Raw genomic sequence first — 21,906 nt, 5'->3', positions numbered from 1 at the left:
TAGTAATGTTTAAAGCTGCTTAGCTTCGTTAAGTAATAATTCTTTAGTTTTTAAAATTCCTTCTTCAGGTTCTAAACCAGAACCTTCGTATTCGACACCAATCCAACCTTTGTAACCAGAGTCTTTTACGATCTCCAAAATTCGACCAATATCTAATGTTGTTTCCTTACCGTTTTTGTCGAATTCGTAAGTTTTGGCGCTCACTGCTTTTGCATAAGGGATCATTTCTTCGATTCCCTGGTAAGTAGGATATTCTTCGATACATTCTGTTCCCCACATTTTTCCGTCTTTTCTGCGTAAACAGAAATTCCCGAAATCGGGTAGGGTACCACAGTTTGGTAGATCTACTTCTTCCATTACTTCAGCTAACAGTTTACCATTGCTGGATAAACCACCATGATTTTCTACAAGTACGTTAATCTTTTTTGAAGCAGCGTATTTAGATAATTCTGTAAGTCCTTTTACAGCATTAGATTTCCATTCGGCTTCATCATTACTTCCAAATAAATTAACGCGGATAGCATGGCAACCTAAAAATTTTGCGGCATCTACCCATCTTTTATGTTTTTCTACAGCATCTGTTCTTTCTTCGTCGTGGATCGCAGCAAGATCACCTTCGCCATCTACCATGATCAACACATTTTTAACATTAAATTCGGCACTTTTTGCTTTTAAAGTATCTAAAAGTTGCGAAAAAGCAGCTTCAGGATCTTCAGCATCTCGATATTTATCAAAATAAAGTTGATTCACATATTCAATACCATCAAAGCCAAGTTCTTTAGCTTTCTCTGCAAAATCTACTGGATCTAATTCACCTTCGTGAATTGGTTTTTCTAAAGACCATTGTGCTAAGCTTAATTTGAAGAAAGGCTCATTGCTTACAGTAGAATCAATGGCTGCAGAGCTATCGTCTTTATTTTCAGCTTCCTTATTTTTACAGGAAAGCAATGATAAATTAAAGACAATTAACCCTAAAATTACGATACGGAATCGGGAAAAATTGCTATTCATATAATTTGTTAATATGTTATAAAAAAATGTAAGATTGATTTTTTTTGAGTTCTAAATGTATAGTTTTTTTCAAAGATGTGAAATTATACGCAATAATTTATATATTTGAGAAGATTCGATTATCAAATTATTAACCAATAACATTACCGTGAGCAAAAGTTATTACGAAAACGATACCTATGATGCCATTGTGGTTGGAACAGGTATTAGCGGAGGTTGGGCCGCAAAAGAATTATGTGAGAAGGGATTTAAGACCCTTGTTTTAGAAAGAGGTCGTATGATAGAGCATGTGAAAGACTATCCTACGATGAATGATGATCCTTGGGATTATAAATTTAAAGGAGAGCAAACCCGCGAGGAAGCTGCTCGCCTGCAAAAACAAGCACGTACAGGTTATACTACAAATAAAGCCAGTGCGCATTGGTTCGTAGATGACGTAGATCATCCATATAACGAAACTAAAAGGTTTGATTGGATGCGTGGATACCATGTTGGTGGACGTTCTATTATGTGGGGTCGCCATAGTTATCGTTTAAGTGATCTAGACTTTGCAGCAAATAAGAAAGATGGTATTGCAGTAGATTGGCCTATTCGATATAAAGATATTGCGCCTTGGTACGATTATGTAGAATCTTATATAGGAGTAAGTGGTCGTAAAGAAGGGCTTACACAATTACCCGATGGTAACTTTTTACCACCAATGGATCTTAATTGTGTAGAAGAACATGTAAGAGAAAGAATTGCAGAGAGCTTTGATGGACGGGTGTTAACCGCTGGTCGTGTAGCACATATTACTGGAGATAAAAAATTTGAAGGACGCTCTAATTGTCAGTTTAGAAATCGTTGTATTAGAGGATGTCCTTATGGAGGATACTTTAGTAGTCCATCTTCAACTTTACCTGCAGCTAGTAGAACGGACAATATGACCTTAAGACCTTACTCTATTGTAAGCGAGGTTTTATACGATCCAGATACTAAAGAAGCTACCGGGGTAAAAGTAATAGATACTGAAACTAAAGAAGAAATGGAGTTTAAAGCCAACGTAATTTTTCTTTGTGCTTCTGCCATGGCTTCTACAAGTATTTTAATGCAATCTAAATCTGATAGATTTCCTGAAGGATTAGGAAATGACAGTGGAGAGTTAGGACATAACGTAATGGATCACCATTTTCAGGTTGGAGCTTCCGGAAAATTTGACGGATTTGAAGACTCTTATTATAAAGGAAGAAAACCAAACGGAATTTACCTTCCAAGATTTAGAAACCTTACAGATAATGAAGGATTAGACTTTATTAGAGGTTATGGTTACCAGGGTGGTGCTAGCCGTGGAGATTGGCAGGAAGCTGTAGCCGAGCTTGGTTATGGTAAAGAACTAAAAGAAGCGATCGTTAAGCCAGGAGGTTGGACGATGGGACTTTTAGCTTTTGGAGAATGTCTTCCTTACCACGAAAATAAAATGACTTTAAATTATGATAAGTTAGATAAGTGGGGATTACCAACTATAACTTTTGATGCTGAATTTAAAGAAAACGAACTTAAAATGCGTAAGGATATGAAAGAACAGGCGATCGCCATGCTAGAAAAAGCAGGTTGTCGTGAAATTTCTTCTTACGATAATCTTGGAGCTCCTGGTCTTGGAATTCACGAGATGGGAACTGCACGAATGGGTCTTGACCCTAAAACTTCGGTTTTAAATGGTAACAATCAGGTTCATTCAGTTAAAAACGTATATGTTACAGATGGTGCTTTTATGACGTCTTCTGGATGTCAAAACCCATCATTAACCTATATGGCAATGACTGCCAGAGCTGCAGATCATGCTTCTAAGAACTTTAAAAATTCGTCTAACGCATAAACCAAAATCATGAATAGAAGACAGGCCTTAAGAAATATAGGATTAGGAGCTGGAGTGATGGTCGTTGGGCCAAGTACTTTAAGCTTATTGCAAAGTTGTAAAAGCGAACCTTCTTACGACTGGCAGCCTTCATATTTAACTGCATCTAATGGATTTATTCTGAAAGAAGTGCTGGATATTATTCTGCCTAAGACAGATACCGCTGGTGCAAGCGAATTAAATATAGCTGAATTTATCGATTCTTATATGACTGAAGTAGCACCAGAATCTCAGCAGGAGGATTTCAAAAAATCTGCTGATGCTTTTGCAAGTGCTTTCGAAAAAGAATTTGATAAAGATCCAGGTAATGGAACAGCCGAAGAATACGATAAAATAATAGCAAAATATTTAAAAGCCACTCCTGAAGAAAAAGAAAGCTTCAGGCCAAAGCGAACTACTGAAACTCAGGATCCGCAGGACAAGACTCCAGATGATGAAGATTTAATGAATCATGATGCTGGTGCCCTGGCTTACTTAGAAACAGTAAGAGATATGGGAATTTGGGCTTGGAAAACAAGCGAACAAATTGGTGAAAATGTCCTTTGGTACGATCCAATTCCGGGTGAATATGTTCCTTGCGGCAGCGTTGAAGAATTTGGTGGCGGTAAAGCAATGTCGCTTTAAAATTCAAATAACTTCAGTTTTTATGGGTTTTTAAGCAAAAATTGAAGTATATTGTGAGGAGTTAATTTATCAAAGAAATTGACTTAAAATTACTAATTATCCGGAAAAAAGCTGTCTTTTTATAGAAGACAGCTTTTTTTATATAATATTTGAATTGATTTTTATGAATCTCTGAATTTAGAGAAAGGAATCTCTTGTGATTTACAAACCTGAAAAAGAAAATACTATAAAAGCCAAAATTCGATGTTTTCAGGATGAGTTTTTTAATAGTTATCTCACTAAAGTATAAATATCAGTTTTCCAGTCTATAGAATTTCCTCCCATTTCAGGATTATTATTAAAGACCTCTAAAACCTGTTCACTGAGATTTAGATCGTGCTTTTTCGCGTAATCTTGCAATTTATACCAGCCGTAATGTGTAAAAAGGTAATTTCCGTTAAATACAACGTGCATCGCACTAAACGATGGTAAGGTTTTTAACTTGATTTTGTCGGTTTCTGGCAGGCCTTCTTTTTTAATGATAGGAAAGCAAAAATCGAATTTTATTTCATTAGTTTCTTTATCCCAACTTTTAACTAAAATTCGTGGTTTTGCAGGCATTTCTAGATCATGTTCTAAAACATAGTCTGATAAATAACCAATATTGGTCATCATAAGCATGGCTTTTTGTTGTAGCTGCCCTTTTAAGCTCATACAAGCGCAATCTGTTTTTGGCGCTTTTGCTTCGCCTAGGATTTCGATATTATAATTGCCTTTATCGTCTTCAAGCGATTTTCTAAGAATTTCAAGCTCTGCTTTAAGACTGTCTTGTTCTTCACTTTCTCCGGTTAATAAAGAAATACGATTAGAAATAAGGTTTTCGGGATGATTTACTACTGCTTTTACTTGATTTACAGAATCATTTATTGGTGAAATATTCCAATCGATAACCAAGGATTTGTCACTAAAATCGAGCTCGTGGGTTACGCTTTTATTGAGTTCTTCGTCAAGGATTTCAACATCATTAAAATGATCATATTTCCAATATTGGATTTTCTCATATATAATACCACTTGGAGTATTGGTGGTAAAGGCGATGCTATAATCGTAGGGTTTAACAGCAAGATACCAAATAGAAATACCAACTAAGCCTACGATCAATAGTCCCAAAAGTAATTTCTTCATCGATTAAAGTGCTTTTAAATTTAAGGTGTTAACTACATGTTTTCCCAGGTCGATTCCCTGGTCTAAACCATTTTCGATAGCTGCACGATAGTGGATGCCGCCATAAAGTCTGCTTAAAGCCGCTTCTTGCGCTGCATTTCTAAATGAGGTATACTCTCTTTCTGGCAATCCATAACGGACTTCAGTGTCATCTAAAAACTGAAATTGATCACCAAATAGTTGCGTTAATATTTCTGCTGAAGCGCCACTCACCACAGAATGCCCACTAGTGTATTCTGGAAAGGGAGGTGTTTGTAATACCGGTTTCCACTGGTCGTCGATATACTTATTGATAAGCGTTTCTGGGCGCACCAGATTACTACGGTATTTTTCGTCCCAACAGCTAATAAAAGCATCAGCAATTCCCATACTTGTAGCTGTATATGCGTAAACGGTTTTATCGAAATCGAGATTAGCTCTTTTACCGGCAATTTTTGTAATACCAATCCAGTGACCACCAGGAGTGATCTTTTTTGTTGCAAACATTAAATGCCCACGTTGGGTAGAAACATAAGGATTACAATCCCAAAATTTTGCGATAGACATTTCTTCAGATTTGTTTCCGGTTTCATCCATTTGGTTGCGTACTTCGTAAACCTCCATCAATTCCTTATAAAAATCAGATCCTTCGTCCATAGAAAATTCAGGATGAGGTTCTGGCTTAAATTGTGAAGCCGAATCTAAAGTGAAAGGTCTAATTTTCATCCAATGTGGTTCTATCCCATCCATATAGGTTGGGGGAGTTGGTTGCCAGCGCGAAACATCTTCAGTATATACCGAAAATTTAGGCATCGTGCGCGTTTCTTTATAATTGTCTTTATCAATCCAATTCTTAAAAGCTTCCGCTACCTGCATTCCGTAGGCTTCAGAATTTGTAAAGATCTCTTCGTTATTTTCTTTCCAGCTCACAAATAAGCTATCTCTATAATTGGTAATTTCAACTTCAGAAAAAATAAGCGTTTTGCCAATTTCCAACTGCGCGATCAAGGCCGCCATTCTGTAATCGATAGCTTTGGTTGTATCTAATATAGGGATAGAAATATCTGCGTTTATCCTTTTTGTAAGTGATTCGAGTTCGGGATTATGCTGTGCTACGATCTCGTAAGCAGCAAGATTGGAATACGAATAAATTCGGCTTGCTACCGGTGGCGAGAAAATATCGTGCACCATGATATTGGTGATCTGGTCTAAAGAGGCATGATAATCTGCCGCACTTATGTTTATCGCTTCAACATTAGTGTTCTTATCATCTGCACAGCTGCTAAAAATTGCCATACTTAAAAGTAATATTAGAGCTTTTCTCATGCTTAGTTAAGTTTATAAACCTGTGGTTTATGGTTGTTATAGGTTACCAGTAAATATTCCTGATCTTCAAAATTTAAAATATCAAGACTAATTACTGCTTTTTGCGTAAAATTAATACCAAGATCTTTGGCTTCGATATAAGTGTCGACAGATTGCAGGATACTGCCGGCGAGTTGATCGAATTTGCCGTGGTATGGTATGGTTCCAAAATAATTACCGCCAATTAGCATTTCGGTTTTACCGTCTTCATTAAAGTCATGCTCTAAAAATGCTGTTATTGGCGAAATTTGTAACGGATTTTTAAAAGCTTTAAAACTGAAGTTTCCATTGTTATTTAAAAGATATCCTGAAGCTAATGTTTCAACCTCTAAGATTTCAGCTTTTTCCAGCTGTTCTTCGAAAATTTCTTCGATGCTTTTTCCAGCAAAACTTTTATAATTGGGGAATTTTTTGCGCAGATAAGACAATTGTCCTACCAGCATATCTAAACCATTTACGGGATAATATTTGCCGTTTTTCTCCTGGGCGAGAATGGTTTCTGTACTTCCATTATTATCAAAATCAAGATAATACATTTTTAGGGGATTTTTCCTGTTTGCATTCAGTTTTGTATTTAATCCCCAATTTCCTAACAGGTAATCTTTATCACCATCGCCGTCGATGTCAAATTCAGCGACACTTTGCCATAAACCTTTTAAATCAGTTTCAATTTTGTATGGTTTAAGCTTTCCTTTTTGATTTTCGAAGAATTTTGGCGCCATCCATTCGCCAACAACAATAAGATCTATCTGGCCATCATCATTAAAATCTGTCCAGATCGCATCGATGATCATTCCTATCTCACCAAGTTCATTTTCTTTATCGATACTGAAATTTCCATTCTCATTTTTCAATAAAAATGACTGCGGAATTTTACCAAAATCGTTAGAAACCGCTGCACCGCCAATAAACAAATCTAAATCACCGTCATTATCATAATCGGCTGCTTTTACTACACTTCCGTTTTCAAAATATTCCGGGAAATCAGTTTTGCTGAAGTTGTTTTCCTTCTGAAGATACAAACGATCCAATAAAGCTTTGTTCTCGCCATAATATTCGCCGCCGCCAGTGACTACCAACAGATCGTTTTCACCATTATTGTCAAAATCTTCAATAACTGCGGAAACATCTTCGGAACGCATATCTTCCTCTAAAGCCGAAATTGTTTGTTTTTCGAAGCCATTTTTGGTTTGAAAATAGATGGTAGAATTAGCGAATTTCGCACTTCCGAAGAAAATATCATCTTTCCCATCGCCATTAATATCTTTTACCACCACCGCAGGACCACGATCTGAAATTTGATACGGAATTAGTTTTTGGCGATCAAAATCCTGGTAACGATTTTCCTTGTGCTCGTAATCTAAACCGGGTAAGGAATCAACCTTTGTAAACCAGGCTTTTTTCTTCGGAAACAAATTGGCATATTTTACTTTTTTAAGATTTTCTGCTGGTTTTATGTAAAGCGTTTGCCCTAAATCGATATTCGATAATTTCTGAATAGAATTATCTGGCCATATAACCATAAGCGAATCGATTTTTGCAGCATCCTGAAAACCAAAATGTAAAACTGCTTCAGAAGCCGATTGAAATCCGCGTGTGGTAAATAATTGTTTTACCTGCTGTTTACCATTTTGATAAACAATCACTTTACTACCAATCGCCTGGATATTCGGATTTTTATATTCCAGTTTTATTTTCAGGTAATTTTGATTGTTTTCAGCAATTCGGTTTTCATAAATTCTTGCCGGTGCATTGATATTATTGGTCACAATATCCAAATCACCATCATTATCGAGATCTGCATAAGCAGAACCGGTACTCATAATGCTATCTTTTGAAATCCAGGCACCAGAAAGATCCTTAAAATTTAAGTTTTCGTTTCCTTTGAAAATTCGGTTGGCAACTGCGCCAGAAGGCATCATTTCGATCGCTTTTTTATCGATTTTGTTTCCCTGGCTTAGTTCTTTCTGAATCTGATTATTCGAGACATATTTTATATAATCGTAGTCATTTGGGCGTTTTGGAATTCCGGTAGAAATAAAAACATCCTGCTGTCCATCCAGATCATAATCTGCAAACAATGCGCTCCAGCTCCAATCTGTTGCGGCCAATCCGCTAATTAATCCCAGATCCTGAAAGTACTCACCACCCTGATTTATTTGCAGCATATTTCGACTAAACTGCTCGTGATAATGCAGGCGTTCACTTTTCATTTTATGAATATCTGGCGAGTCGTCGCCCATGCTCGCTTTGATCACTTTTTCATCATCTGGAAGCATATCTAAAGTGAGAATATCCAAAAAACCGTCGTTATTTACATCGGCTGCATCGCTTCCCATCGAGAACCTGCTGGTATGCCCAAATTTAAATTTTAGGCTTTCAGTAAACGTGCCGTCACCATTGTTCAGGTAATAAAAATCGTCTTCGTGAAAGTCGTTACTAATATAAATATCAGTAAAACCATCATTATTAAAATCGGCTGTAGCAATGCCAAGTCCGTATCCGTTCGGGCCACCGTAAATTCCGACTTCTTCACTAACCTCGGTAAAGTGACTGCCATCGTTTCTTAACAGTTTATCGCCACTCTTTTCGCTTCTTTTTTCTCTAATTTCAGCGGGACCGTAGGTGTTTACGGTATGCACGGCATGATTTAGTAAATACATGTCGAGATCGCCGTCGTTATCATAATCAAAAAAAGCAACATTGGTACTATAATTCTGAAAATCTAAACCAAAATCAGCCGCTTTTTCGGTAAAAGTTCCGTCGCCATTATTGATAAAAAGCTCATTTTTTCCTTTTAATCCATTAATGCCCACAACGGCGCAAACATAAATATCTAAAAGTCCGTCGCCATTAATATCGATAATCGCGGTTCCTGTATTCCAATCTGAATTCCCCGCAACTCCGGCGGTTTTAGTAATATCTTCAAATTGCAGATTTCCTTTATTCAGAAATAATTTATTTGGAACCTGGTTTCCTGTAAGAAAAATATCGGGTAAGCTATCGTTATTGATATCCCCAATCGCCACGCCGCCACCATTATAATAATACAGGTAATCTAAAATATTTAGACTATCGGTTTCTGTTAAGTTGTTGCTGAAATCAATATTGGTGATTTTAGCATCTAATTCTTTAAAAAGGGGAGGAGTGGCAGGTTCCTGAACTTCTTTTTCGTTCTTAGAACAGGCCGCTAAAACAGCAAAAATGAATATGTAGCAAATCTTTTTCATTACTGAAGTTTGTACAATTGCGGTTTCTCGTCGTTAATTCCCACTAATAGACATTTTTCGCCTTTTTTATTCTGAATTATTTTTAAGTCACGAACCTGACCTTTAAAGAATAAGCCTGTTTTTTCTGAAGTTTCAGCTTTAAAATTACCATTGCCGTCGTTGATTAATACAAGACCATAATTTGCATCTAATCTTGAAAATTGAGGTTTTAGATCGTAATCATTTCCTGCAATTATAATATCCAGATTGCCATCATAATTAATATCCATGGTTTCTATAGCATGAATAGAACTAAATTGTGCCTGCGCCGGCATTTCCTGAATTTCAAAATTTCCATCACCTTTATTTATCGCGATAATGCTTTTAAAACTGCTAATTTCTTTAACTAGGGCTTTGTCTAAAACCTCTTTAGAAAATAACTGATGGATAGATTTTGTCGCGTATTCAGCGAATTTCAGGTTTTGTTTTTTTACTGAAGAAATCTGGCCAGAAAGTTCTCTGCGTAAATGAATAGGCACATCTTTTCCGTTTATGGTGCGGGTAAAAATTTGCTCAGTTGTACCATTATTATCAAAATCGCTGATGTAAACTTTTACAGGATCTTCTTTACTGGCATTATAAAAAGAATTAGTGCCACGATTACCCAAAATTAAATCTGGAATCCCGTCTTTATTAAGATCTGCAACTTTCATGCTATTCCACGCTCCAGAATATTCGCTAAGATTAGTGGTTTTTTGGCTTAATTTTTTATCCTGAATTTTAAAAATGTTAGGAGCCATCCAATCGCCGGTAAGGATAAGTTCTGCCGTACCATCATTGTCGATATCTGCCCAACTTGCATCGGTGATCATACCAAGATCGTCTAAAATAGAAGTATCTAAAACGTTGAATTTCCCATTTCCAGCATTTCTTAATAATTGATGAGTTGGATTTACACCATAAACTCCCGGAACGCTTCGATAACCGATAAATAGATCGGTTTTTCCATCTTTATCGAAATCATTTGCCGCAATAACAGCTGCATTTTGATCGTTTATTGGTAAAGCAGCATCCATTTTGCTGAAATTTCCTGTTCCGTAATTTAAATAAATTCTGGTTTCATATTGCTCTTTTTCAGCATAAATATTATTTCCGCCAGAAATTAAGATTAGATCTTTAAAATTGTCATTATTAATATCGGTAAAAATCGCGCCGGTTTCTTCAAAAACCTTGGATTCTTCAGTTTCGTCTAAAATGCGTTGTGAAAATTTCCCGTTAGATTGCTGAATATAAACTACGCCAGACTGGTTTCTTGCTCCGGCCACGTAAAAATCATCATTTCCGTCGTTATTTATGTCACCAACTGCGATTGCAGGACCTTCCCGAGAAAGCATCTTATTTATCAAGCCTTCATAATCGTAATCTATATAGTTATCTTCTTTATGCGCGGTAAAATCGGTATCGATTTCCTTAAAATATTGGCTGGATTTAAGCTCTGGGAAGTTAAATTCTTCAGCTTCCTCCTGGTTGAAAACTACAAGCTTATTAATGCCAATATTGGTTTTTAAAGAAGCGGTTTTATTTGGCCAGATTACACGAATGGAATCAATTTTTTTAGTTGTTCCCAAGCCAAAAGTTAAGTTATAATCTGCGGAAGACTGAAAACCACGAGTAGGAATAAGCTGTTGTGTTAATTGATGATCTTCAGTATAAACCGTTACTTTACTGCCAATGGCGAAGGTGTTTTTACCGTTCCCTTTAAGCTGAACCTTCGTATAATTATGATCTCGTTTTCTATTGGTTGCGTTACGGTAAACAAATAATTCCATATTTACATTGTTTACGATAAGATCTAAATCACCGTCATTATCCAGATCGCCATAAGCTGAACCATTGGAAAAACTTGGCGTATCAAATCCCCAATCTTCAGTAGCATCAGAAAAGCTTAGGTCGGTATTATTTTTAAACGCATAATTAGGAATAGGAGTGCTGGGCATTTCGTTCAATATAGAATCGAATTCTTTCTTTTGCCCCGTAATCACCATATCCTGAAGAATATCGTTAGCAAAGAAGTCCATAAAATCCTGGTTGGTAAGATCGTGATAGATGCCGTTGCTTACATAAATATCTTTAAAACCATCGTTATCCATATCGAAAATTAGTGCGCCCCAGCTCCAATCTGTTTGTGCTACACCGCTATAAAAAGCAATTTCAGAAAAGCTATTGTTTCCATTGTTTAGCTGAAGACTATTTTGCATGTACTGGTGAAAGAAATCGCGATCTTCCTTTAATTTATGCAGATCATAACGCTCAAATTCACTGGTGTTTTTTAAACGTTCATCACTTTCTGGAAGCATATCGGTTACGAAGATTTCTGGTAAACCATCGTTATTAATATCGGCCATATCGGCTCCCATAGAAGACATACTAAGGTGCGCCACTTGATTTTTGATGTCTTCACTAAAAGTTCCATCACCATTATTAATGTATAAATAATCACGCTCGTAAAAGTCGTTCGAAACGTAAATATCGGGCAACATATCATTGTTTACATCACCAAGGGTAACACCAAGACCAAAGCCAATAAGGCTACCAAAAATACCAGCTTCTTCACTAACATCGGTAAATTTACCATCGTCGTTTCGTAAGAGTTTATCGCCACCACCTTTAAAAACATCAGGTAAATCCCAATCTTTACCGCGTAATTCTCTTTTGTTATTATAGCCTAAACTCGAAACCGGGATAAAACTGTTATTTAGGATGTAGACGTCTAAATCGCCATCAAGATCGTAGTCAAAAAATGCAGCGTGGGTTGTAAAACCATCTTCATCTAAATTGTATTCTGAAGCAGCCTCGGTAAATGTTAGATCGCCATTATTGATAAAAAGTTCGTTGCGACGATCGTCACCTTCTATATTTCCTGCATTTGAAACATAAATATCCAATAAACCATCGTTGTTAATGTCTACCATAGTAACCCCGGTAGACCAGGATCTGTCTCCCTGAGTTCCTGAAGATTTGGATATGTCTTTAAATTTAAAGTCTCCCTGATTAAGATAAAGCTTGTTTTTTCCCATGTTTGAAGTAAGATACACATCGGGAAGACCATCGTTATTGATATCGCCAATACCAACACCGGCACCGTTATAGAAATTTCGATACCTAAAAATATTAAATTCTTTTTCGTTTTTTACGTGATTGATGAAAGAGATACCAGTTGAATCTGCAGACATTTGAGTAAAAAGAACATCCTTTGGTTCTTGTTTTTGATTTTCTGAAGTCTCGTTACAGGAGTTTAGTAAAGGAAAGAATAATACTAACCCAAGTACCTTTATAAAGTTTGAAAGTGATGATAATTTGTTCATAGTGGGGTACGCTGATTAAAAAACCTTCAAGTAAAGAAAAATAATTAAAAGAAAAGAGACCTAAGTGACGGAAGGCCGCCTCTTAAGTCTCTTAAAAAGCATGACTAATCCTAATATCCCGGATTCTGCGTCAAATTCGGATTTGAAGTTAGAGCCACAGAAGGAATTGGGAATAGTACTCTAAATTCTTCTGTATTATCTTTGAATTCCCAGGTAGAAGTAAAGGTTCCAAATCTAATTTGGTCTTGTCTTCTCCAGTACTCAGTGTATAATTCACGTCCACGTTCGTCTAGCATATCTTGTTCAGATAAAGAAGATAAAGGACTAGCTTCTCTAAGTTCACGTAGGTCGTTAACCATAGTTAAAGCATCTTCAGAACTAGAACCACCTCTCATAATAGCTTCAGCTTTCATTAAATAAGCATCTGCAAATCTAAACACTACAACATGACCGGTATAAGCTCCGTTTGATGGATGATACTTAAGTACACGAATTCCGTTTCTTTCGTTGTTACCCAAAAGTCCTGGGAAATCTCTTGTAAATACCAGTGGATTACCAGCTCTATCGGTTAATTGAGAACCATCTGCACCATATTGCTGATTTATAAGGAAACCTTTACCGATATATGTTCCGCTTGAATTACCATCAAGAGGTACATAACCACGTCTTTCTTCTTGTCCAGATCCTGGTGTATTTACATTTGGATCTCCTTCGAAAAGGTCATAGAATTCAGCTAAAGTAGAGAAACCATTCCATCCACCAGCTGCGTTATCGTCTGTTCCCTGTGCGTAGTGTAGGGTAGACCACATTCTATTCCCAGCACTAGAAGTTGTGTAAAGAATAGTCTCTGTATCATCTGAAGGCTCAAAAATTTCGAAGAAACCTTCCTGAAGCTGAAAACCTTCACCCATAATCGCATCAACATGATCTACAACCGCAGTCATATCTGCAGCCGCAGCAGATCCTGTTCCTAAATAAATATGCTTGTTAAGGTATAATTTCGCTAATAGATAATGAGCAGCAGCTTTAGAAGCCTGTACTGTACCATCACCAGGTCCTATGCTTGGTAAATTTGCCATCGCATCGTTAAGATCCTGCATAACAAATTCAAAAGCTTCACTTCTTGTCATTACTCTAGGATTTACATCTGGTCCTTCGTCAACTTCTCTAAAAGGAACCTGCCCGTAAAGATCCATTACCCAAAACATATGGAAGGCTCTTAAGAACTTTGCTTCAGCCACTTGCTGTGCGCTGGCATTACTCTCTGGCGCAATGATCTCGGTCAAGTTAAAGATAGCCGAGTTAAATGCATTCCACGTATTTAAAACAAAATTGTGGTTTGCATCCCAGGTATGCTGGTGTAAGGTTCTCCAAACTCCGTTATCACCCCAGTCTGTACCTCTAGTAGGGATTAAAAGCTCGTCTGAAGTACCTTCATTAAGTCCGTATAAATTTTCGTGAGTTTCTACATTTCCTCTAAGGCTGTTGTAGGCGTTACTTAAAGATCCAGCAACATCAGAAACACCTGTAAAGTCTCCAGTAGTCTGCACACGCGATACAGAATCTGTATCTTCTAGCTCCAGGTCTGTACACGCTGTGAAAGAACCCAGCGCTCCTAAGAGTATTGAAAGTTTTATAAATCTATTTTTCATAATAATTTTTTAAAATGATACGTTCAACCCAAAAGTGAATGTTCTTGGCTTAGGATAAGCAGTATAATCGATACCTGCAGATGGAATTCCATTTAAAGCTTTGTTGGTATCAACCTCAGGATCTAAACCAGAATAATCTGTAATTACAAATAAATTCTGCCCGTTTAGGTATAATCTCAAGGTGTTGAACATGCTACCTTCGTTAAGATCGAAGTTGTATCCTAAAGTTGCATTTTGCATTCTTAAGAAATCTCCTTTTTCCAGGAATCTTGTAGATACATCTGGAGCATTAGAAGCAGCTTCACCGTTATCAACTACATTACGTGTCACATTACGACCATTATTTAGAGCACCCTTAGTAAAGAATGCGTTTTCAGTATTATTATAGATATAGTGACCATACTGTCCTGCCATGAAGATAGATAGATCCCAGTTTTTATACTCTGCTCTTGTAGAGATACCAACATTGGTTGTTGGAAGTGCACTCTTACCTATAAAGCTTTGTACATCACCGGCAGGATAGATACTTTGCCCTGTTTCATCAAATCCACCAAACTCTCTTAAGTAGTAAGAAAATAATGGCTGTCCACCAGCAAGTAACTGAGCAAATGCACCAGTAAGTCCCTGTCCATTAATTTCACCAGTTCTGTTTTGCCCGGCATAATCTTCAACCATGTTATCATTATAAGCAATGTTGAACCCAAAGTTCCAGAACCAATCATCGTTATCTACAATGTTGTAGTCGATAGCAAATTCAACCCCCTTGTTAATTACATGCGCATCTAAGTTTTGATACACGAAAGGCTGTGGTGAAGGTTGTGCAGAGAATACCTGAATAAGAAGATCTGTTGTATTCTTATAGTAGAAATCTAAAGATCCGCTTAATCTATCCTGCATAAATCCAAAGTCTAAACCAAGATTGGTTTGGCTTGTTTCTTCCCACTGTAAATCTGGGTTTGCAAAAGAAACCTGAGTCACACCAGGACGGTTAATATTTCCGTTATCCTGAATTCCGAATCCTGCATATCGCTCTCTAACCGTGTACTGGTTGTAAGGAATTTCCTGGTTACCCGTAATACCATAACCTAATCTAAGTTTAAGAGTAGAGAAAGTTTCTGGAATAAAATCTTCTTCTGCTAATTGCCATGCAAAAGCTCCAGAAGGGAATACCCCATATTTATTGTTTCCTCCAAATCTTGTAGAACCATCAGCTCTTACTGTTGCAGTGAATAAGTATTTTCCTGCAAGCTCATAATTTACACGAGCAAAATAAGACTGTAATTCATCTGTAGTGTTAAAACTATCGTAAGCTACAGAAGTTGGCCCAATTCCAGATGGAGAAGTTAAATCTTCTGTTGCAATATTTGGGAATAATCTGGTTACAAAGAAACCGTTAGGATCGTAACCATATTGCTGATAAGAACCTGAAATATTATTTCTTAAAATGTTATTTGCAGCACTTAAGCTACTAGTCATAGCTCCTAAATCTTCGCTCTGGAATCCAAAACCGCTAACATTGTATCCTTTTCTTTCAAAATCCTGGAAAGAATAACCAACCAATGCTTCAAACTTCGAGTTTTCGAACATTTTTTGATAATTCAGTGTGAATTCCATTAAACGGTTGATAGATTCTACCTGGTTTAAATTTCCACGACCATTTCCTGGTACACCAGATTGGATTCCTGTTAATCCTCCAGAAATTGCAGCTTCTCTATTAGATTCAGAAGTGTCGTATCCTAAATTTAATTTAGCGTCTAATCCTTCAAAGATCTCATAATCTGCAGAGAAATTTAAAAGAACACGATCTGTTTCAGATTGATCTGAAGTAAATTTTAATAGTGCCAAAGGATTGATAATACTTCCCAGTGGCTGAAAATCTGGATCTGCAGGGAAAGTTGGGTTTGCCTGATAAGCAGATCCTAAAAGATCTCCCTGGAAACCTGCATTATTAGATATTGGCGCTCTAGTATCATTTACTCTAGATAAAGTAGACTGTAAATTCAGTTTTAATTTATCATTGAATAAACGCTGAGTAATATTGAATCTTCCAGAAAGACGCTCTAAAGCAGAGTTTTCTACAATACCTTCCTGATCTGCATAACTTAAAGAAGCTCTATAGTTACCAGTATTGTAAGAATCTGCATAAGAGAGATTGTGAATCTGTGAGAACGCAGTTCTTGTGATCTCATCCTGAAAGTCTGTGTTACCGCCTTGATCCAAAACAGCAAGATCTCCACCTAATTCTTCTACTGCAGATAAATATTCATCTCTATCTAGTAGATCGTATTCATTTGCTGGAGAAGCTAAACTTAAAGTAGTACCATAATCCAGTCTACCTTTGCTACCTCTACCAGATTTTGTAGTAATAATTACTACACCGTTCGCACCACGAGACCCATAAATCGCAGTTGCAGAAGCATCTTTTAAAACACTCATACTTTCGATATCTGCAGGGTTTAAGAAGTTAAGTGGGTTTTTTGCTGAACTTGATCCAAATCCAACATCGTCTCCACCAGAAGAAACCTCGTTTCCTGCTAATGGAACACCATCTACAACAAATAATGGGTTGTTACCACCTCTTACAGAAGATGTACCACGAATCCTAATGTTTACACCGCCTCCTGGCTCACCACTAGTTGTAGTAATTTGTAAACCTGCAGTTTTACCCTGAATCAATTCTTCAGGAGAAGAAATAACTCCCTGGTTAAAATCTTCAGCAGAAACAGTTGCTACCGCACCGGTCGCATCTTTTACTGTAGTAGATCCATAACCAATTACAACTACTTCGCTTAATGCAGCTGCATCTTCAGATAGTGTGACGTTAATAGTAGAACGTCCATTAACCGGTACCTCTTGTTGTGAAAAACCAACAAAGCTAAAAACGAGTACTGCGTCATTTGCAACATCGTTTAGCGTAAAGTTACCGTCAAAATCTGTTGTGGTACCATTTGAAGTACCTTTTACCAGAATGTTAACCCCTGGAATAGGCATTGAGCCATCTGTTACTGTTCCCGAAACCGTTTGCGCTTTTGCAAATGAAAAACTTAAAACGGCAAGCAGAAACAAACTGATCCTTAATAATCCTTGTTTCATAAAAATAATTTTACAGTTTGATTAACTAAACCTTATAATTTCCAGGTGTAAATTTAATAAAAATTCACACTAAAAATCAATAATTATGAAATTGAAAAGGTTATCGTTTAAGGAAAAAATAAAATTCAATGCTTAATTTTTACAATATGATAATTGTGTGTTTTTGACACTTATTTGAAGCATCTCAATACTGGTGCGGTTTCAGCAGATTTTAACAGAAAATAAGCGTATTTCCAACGTTTATGAGTAGAATTGTTGAAAACTCTGAAAAAAAAAATCTAACAAATCTTATTTTACGGCTATTTTCAGGCTTTTTTCGGCAATTTTGACTTCAATTTTCTGCGTATTTTCTATAAATTCTCCGTCAATTTGGAAGGCGATAGGCTTTTTACATCGAATCTTAGCCTCTTTGGTAGAAATGGTTTCAGCAAAGTTTGGATCAAATTTTACATCTTCTCGTAAGGTGCCCAAAATCTCTGTAATATCGATGTTTTTAAAGATGATGATTTCAAACTTTCCGTCGTCGTGTTTTCCTTCAGGATTAATATTAGCGCCGGTACCATATTTCTTGCAGTTGGCAATGGCAAGCATAATGCCTTTGTGATTATAAATCTCTCCATCTATTTCTACCTCATATTCATAAGGATATTTGCTTTTTATCAACGTAGGAATAGATTGCATTAAATATCCAAACTTGCCACGAACAGAAGACGATTCGTAGTTTCTAATCAACTCAGCATTTAAACCAATATCACTTAAATGTAGACATAGCTCGTCGTTTACCTGTAAAACATCCAGATCGGTGAAATTATCACTTAAAGCAATTTCGATCTGTTGTTCTCTATTATCAGGAATACCAAGGTTAAGCGCTAAGCCATTTGCCGATCCTGCCGGAAAAATAGCAATAGGCAAATCTTTATGGAATAAAGCTTCAGCAACAATCTTTACCGTACCATCACCACCAACTACGAGTACACGGTCTGGCTCAAATTGGTCGATTTCATCCTTTATTTTTTGGATGTCGTTTTCTCCGGTTGTTTTAAAGAGTTGAAACCTGCAGTTTTGTTGCTCTACTGCGCGTTGTACTTCTGTAATTAGGTCGTCTTTTTCTTCTCCTCCTGAAATTGGGTTCACGACCATTAAAATATTCCTAAAGTCTGCCATATCGATATAATTGCGATTAAAATTAACTAATTTGGAGCTAGCCTATTCTTTATAAAAAATTAAAAAATTTGAAACTTGACTTAAAACTTTATCGCGGCTATGTAAATGATCAGGAATTAGTAGTTTTTGGTCATCTTTTTAAAAGTTGGGCGCCAGATAAATATCGCTTAGATCGCAAAGGCATAAAACATACTTCTGCCATAATCCATAAATTCAGAATCAAACCTTTATCCAATTATGAGCTTCAGCTTTGTTTTAAAGGCAAAGAGTGGAAGACAAAAACCATGGAAGATGGCTACTTTAGGTTTACGGTTCCTTTTGAAGAAGAATTAGAAAGTGGTTGGCACGAATATGAAGTGGTTGCCAAAATGGAAGATAACTTTGGGATCATCGAAAAAGGAGAACTATTAAAACCTTATGATAGTCAGCTTGGGATCATTTCAGATATCGATGATACATTTTTGATCTCGCACAGCAACAGTTTTTTTAAAAAGCTTTATGTGATGCTTTCTAAAAATGTAAATCGCCGTAAGATCTTCGAAGATGTTGTAGACCATTACAAAGCTTTAAGTAAAGCAGGGCAGGACAGTGAACAAGCTTCAAATTCTTTCTTTTATGTATCTAGTAGCGAATGGAATTTATACGATTTTATTGTTGAATTTGCCGAAATGCACGATCTACCTAAAGCGGTTATCAAACTGAAGAAAATAAAAACCGGAATTTCAGATTTCGTAAAGACGGGTAGGGGAAGTCACGATCATAAATTTCAGAAGGTAAAGGACATTATTTCATTTTATCCAAATTTAGAGTATGTTTTACTTGGAGACGATTCGCAACAGGACGTGCATATTTACGAGCGTATTTGTAAGACTTATCCAGAAAATGTAAAATCGATCTATATTCGACAAACCGGGAAAGAACAAAGAGAAGAGATCACAGAAGTTTTAAATAATATCGAAAGTTTGAATGTTGGCACCTGCTATTTTAAAGACAGCGAGCAGGCGATAGCACATTCTAAAAAAATGGAAATTATTTAGGCTGAAATTGGTGGTTTTTTGAATATATTTTTTTCAGGTTTTGTTAGTCTTACCTAGATAAATTCAAAAATTTAGACCAAGGTAATTGTTGATATTCTTGATTTTTAGATCACTTTTTTAGAAGCGGAATCCTATCTTCGCATTCCGCTAAAATTTTTATTGTGAATTTAGATCAATTTGTAATCAAAAAGCTTGGCCTACCGGCTAAAAGTGTTCAAAATACCATCAAATTACTTCAAGAAGATGCCACGGTGCCCTTTATTGCGCGTTACCGAAAGGAGCAAACCGGTAATTTAGATGAAACCCAAATTCAGCAAATATCAGAAGAGCTTCAATATTTCAACAATCTTGAAAAAAGAAAGCAATCTATTCTTGAAGCTATTGAAAATCAGGATGCGCTTTCCGATCAGTTAAAATCGAAGATAGAAAATGCTGAAAATCTTACAATTCTTGAAGATCTATACCTTCCATTTAAGAAAAAACGCAAAACCAAAGCCGATACAGCCAGAGAAAATGGTTTAGAACCTTTGGCGAAAATGATCATGGCGCAAAACTCGCCAGATATTTATTCAGCAGCATCGAAATTCGTTAAAAATGCGGTTAATTCTGAAGATGAAGCGCTGGAAGGAGCAAAACATATAATTGCTGAATGGATTAACGAAAATCAATTTGTAAGAAAACGAATCAGGCAATTATATTCAAGACGAGCTGAGATTTCTTCTAAAGTTGTAAAAGCAAAATCTGCTGAAGAAGAAGCGCAAAAATTTCAGCAATATTTTGATTGGGACGAGCCTCTAAAAAGAATTCCGTCGCATCGATTTTTAGCCATCTACCGCGGAGATAAAGAAGGGATTTTAAAATTGAAGATCGAAGTCGACAAAGCGGAAGCCTTAAAAATAATTACCGATGCAATTATCAAAAATCGACAATCGGCTTCGGCAGATTTAATTGAAGAAGCAGCGAGTGATGCGTATTCCAGATTGTTAAAACCATCTTTCTTTACTGAATTTTTAAATGAAACCAAGCTAAAAGCAGATGAGGAAGCGATAAAAGTTTTTTCGCTGAATTTAGAGCAGTTGCTAATGGCGCCACCTTTGGGTGAAAAACGAATTTTAGCGATCGATCCAGGTTTTAAATCGGGTTGTAAAGTAGTTTGCTTAGATGAAAACGGAAAGTTAGAGCATAACGAAAATATCTATCCGCATCCTCCACAAAAAGAACGTAGTCTTGCTGCGAAGAAAATAAAATCGCTGGTAAATGCTCATAAAATTGAAGCGATTTCTATAGGAAACGGTACGGCAAGCCGGGAAACCGAGCAGTTTGTAAAATCGATTCCGTTTGATCGTGATCTGGAAGTTTATGTCGTAAACGAAGCGGGAGCTTCAGTATATTCAGCTTCAAAAGTGGCTAGAGACGAGTTTCCTAATTACGATATTACGGTACGTGGTGCTGTTTCTATTGGTAGACGATTAAGTGATCCTTTGGCAGAATTGGTAAAAATAGATCCAAAATCTATTGGAGTAGGGCAGTACCAGCACGAAGTAGATCAAATTCTATTAAAACAGCGTTTGGATACTACGGTAATGAGCACTGTAAATAAAATAGGGATCAACCTGAATACAGCAAGTAAAGAACTACTCTCTTACGTGAGTGGCTTAGGCCCTTCTTTAGCTGAAAATATTATAAAATTACGTACTGAAAATGGTGCTTTTCAATCTAGAAAAGAGTTACTTAAAGTACCGCGTTTAGGAGCCAAAGCCTTTGAACAGTCGGCTGGATTTTTAAGAATTAGAAATGCTAAGAATCCTTTGGATAATTCTGCCGTGCACCCAGAAAGTTATAAGATCGTTGAAAAAATGGCGAAAGATCTTTCTGTGGAAATTTCAGCATTGGTAGGAAATAAAAAGAAACTTCAGGAATTAAAATTAGAGAATTATATCACTGAAAATACGGGATTGCCGACTTTAAAAGATATTTTGGCAGAATTGGAAAAGCCGGGCGTAGATCCTAGAGAGAAAATTAGCATATTTTCTTTTGATGAAAATATACGTGAAATTACCGATCTTAAGAAGGGAATGAAATTACCGGGATTGGTTAATAACATTACCAATTTTGGTTGTTTTGTAGATATTGGTTTAAAACAAAGCGGCTTGGTACATATCTCGAAACTATCCAATACTTATGTTAGTGATGTGACGCAAATTGTACGATTAAATCAGGAAGTAGAAGTTACCGTCTTAGACGTAGATTTGGACCGAAAAAGAATTCAGCTTTCTATGGTAGATTAAAATAAAAATCCCTGCAAATTGC

General features: G+C 36.5%; 12 protein-coding genes. 4 read left to right on the top strand and 8 right to left on the bottom strand.

Features of this window, described 5'->3' with window-relative positions; all coding sequences use genetic code 11:
* Nucleotides 1-9 precede the first annotated feature (9 nt).
* Nucleotides 10-1,011 carry a sugar phosphate isomerase/epimerase gene (locus tag INR75_RS16000; RefSeq protein ID WP_223089574.1) on the bottom strand — a complete coding sequence of 334 codons (1,002 nt, stop codon included), beginning with the start codon at nucleotides 1,009-1,011 and terminating at the stop codon, nucleotides 10-12.
* A 148-nt stretch (nucleotides 1,012-1,159) separates the two neighbouring features.
* Between INR75_RS16000 and INR75_RS15995 the strand changes: the two genes are divergently transcribed.
* Together INR75_RS15995 and INR75_RS15990 are read left to right on the top strand one after the other, a co-directional pair.
* Nucleotides 1,160-2,866, top strand: a complete 1,707-nt coding sequence (locus tag INR75_RS15995) for a GMC oxidoreductase (RefSeq protein WP_223089573.1) — start codon at nucleotides 1,160-1,162, stop codon at nucleotides 2,864-2,866.
* A gap of 9 nt (nucleotides 2,867-2,875) precedes the next feature.
* Nucleotides 2,876-3,529, top strand: coding sequence for a gluconate 2-dehydrogenase subunit 3 family protein (locus INR75_RS15990; RefSeq protein WP_092541333.1), 654 nt, complete (start codon nucleotides 2,876-2,878; stop codon nucleotides 3,527-3,529).
* A gap of 270 nt (nucleotides 3,530-3,799) precedes the next feature.
* On the opposite strand, the gene INR75_RS15985 is transcribed toward INR75_RS15990, so the two are convergent.
* From INR75_RS15985 to INR75_RS15955, 7 genes are all read right to left on the bottom strand, one after another.
* A complete protein-coding gene (locus tag INR75_RS15985) occupies nucleotides 3,800-4,693 on the bottom strand; it encodes a hypothetical protein (RefSeq protein WP_223089572.1) in 894 nt (297 codons plus the stop codon).
* Nucleotides 4,694-4,696: 3 nt separating this feature from the next.
* Complete coding sequence (locus INR75_RS15980; protein WP_223089571.1) at nucleotides 4,697-6,037, bottom strand: vanadium-dependent haloperoxidase; 1,341 nt, start codon at nucleotides 6,035-6,037, stop codon at nucleotides 4,697-4,699.
* A gap of 2 nt (nucleotides 6,038-6,039) precedes the next feature.
* Complete coding sequence (locus INR75_RS15975; RefSeq protein ID WP_223089570.1) at nucleotides 6,040-9,306, bottom strand: VCBS repeat-containing protein; 3,267 nt, start codon at nucleotides 9,304-9,306, stop codon at nucleotides 6,040-6,042.
* Entirely contained in the window at nucleotides 9,306-12,650 is a 3,345-nt protein-coding gene (locus INR75_RS15970; protein ID WP_223089569.1) for a VCBS repeat-containing protein, read from the bottom strand. Before INR75_RS15970 ends, INR75_RS15975 begins: the two co-directional genes overlap by 1 nt.
* A gap of 110 nt (nucleotides 12,651-12,760) precedes the next feature.
* Entirely contained in the window at nucleotides 12,761-14,302 is a 1,542-nt protein-coding gene (locus INR75_RS15965) for a RagB/SusD family nutrient uptake outer membrane protein (protein WP_092541323.1), read from the bottom strand.
* Nucleotides 14,303-14,311: 9 nt separating this feature from the next.
* Entirely contained in the window at nucleotides 14,312-17,395 is a 3,084-nt protein-coding gene (locus tag INR75_RS15960; RefSeq protein ID WP_092541321.1) for a TonB-dependent receptor, read from the bottom strand.
* A gap of 288 nt (nucleotides 17,396-17,683) precedes the next feature.
* Nucleotides 17,684-18,559, bottom strand: coding sequence for a diacylglycerol kinase family protein (locus tag INR75_RS15955; RefSeq protein WP_223089568.1), 876 nt, complete (start codon nucleotides 18,557-18,559; stop codon nucleotides 17,684-17,686).
* Between the two features lie 68 nt (nucleotides 18,560-18,627).
* Here INR75_RS15955 and INR75_RS15950 point away from each other — a divergent pair, with 68 nt between their 5' ends.
* Together INR75_RS15950 and INR75_RS15945 are read left to right on the top strand one after the other, a co-directional pair.
* Nucleotides 18,628-19,596 carry an App1 family protein gene (locus INR75_RS15950; RefSeq protein WP_223089567.1) on the top strand — a complete coding sequence of 323 codons (969 nt, stop codon included), beginning with the start codon at nucleotides 18,628-18,630 and terminating at the stop codon, nucleotides 19,594-19,596.
* A gap of 161 nt (nucleotides 19,597-19,757) precedes the next feature.
* Nucleotides 19,758-21,884 carry a Tex family protein gene (locus tag INR75_RS15945; RefSeq protein ID WP_255584573.1) on the top strand — a complete coding sequence of 709 codons (2,127 nt, stop codon included), beginning with the start codon at nucleotides 19,758-19,760 and terminating at the stop codon, nucleotides 21,882-21,884.
* The last annotated feature ends 22 nt before the right edge of the window (nucleotides 21,885-21,906 follow it).

It is taken from the genome of Zunongwangia sp. SCSIO 43204 (genome assembly GCF_019904275.1).
In the GTDB taxonomy this organism is placed as follows: domain Bacteria; phylum Bacteroidota; class Bacteroidia; order Flavobacteriales; family Flavobacteriaceae; genus Zunongwangia; species Zunongwangia mangrovi.
The sequence above is the reverse complement of the archived record's forward strand: the minus strand, read 5'-3'. Positions and strand labels throughout refer to the sequence as shown.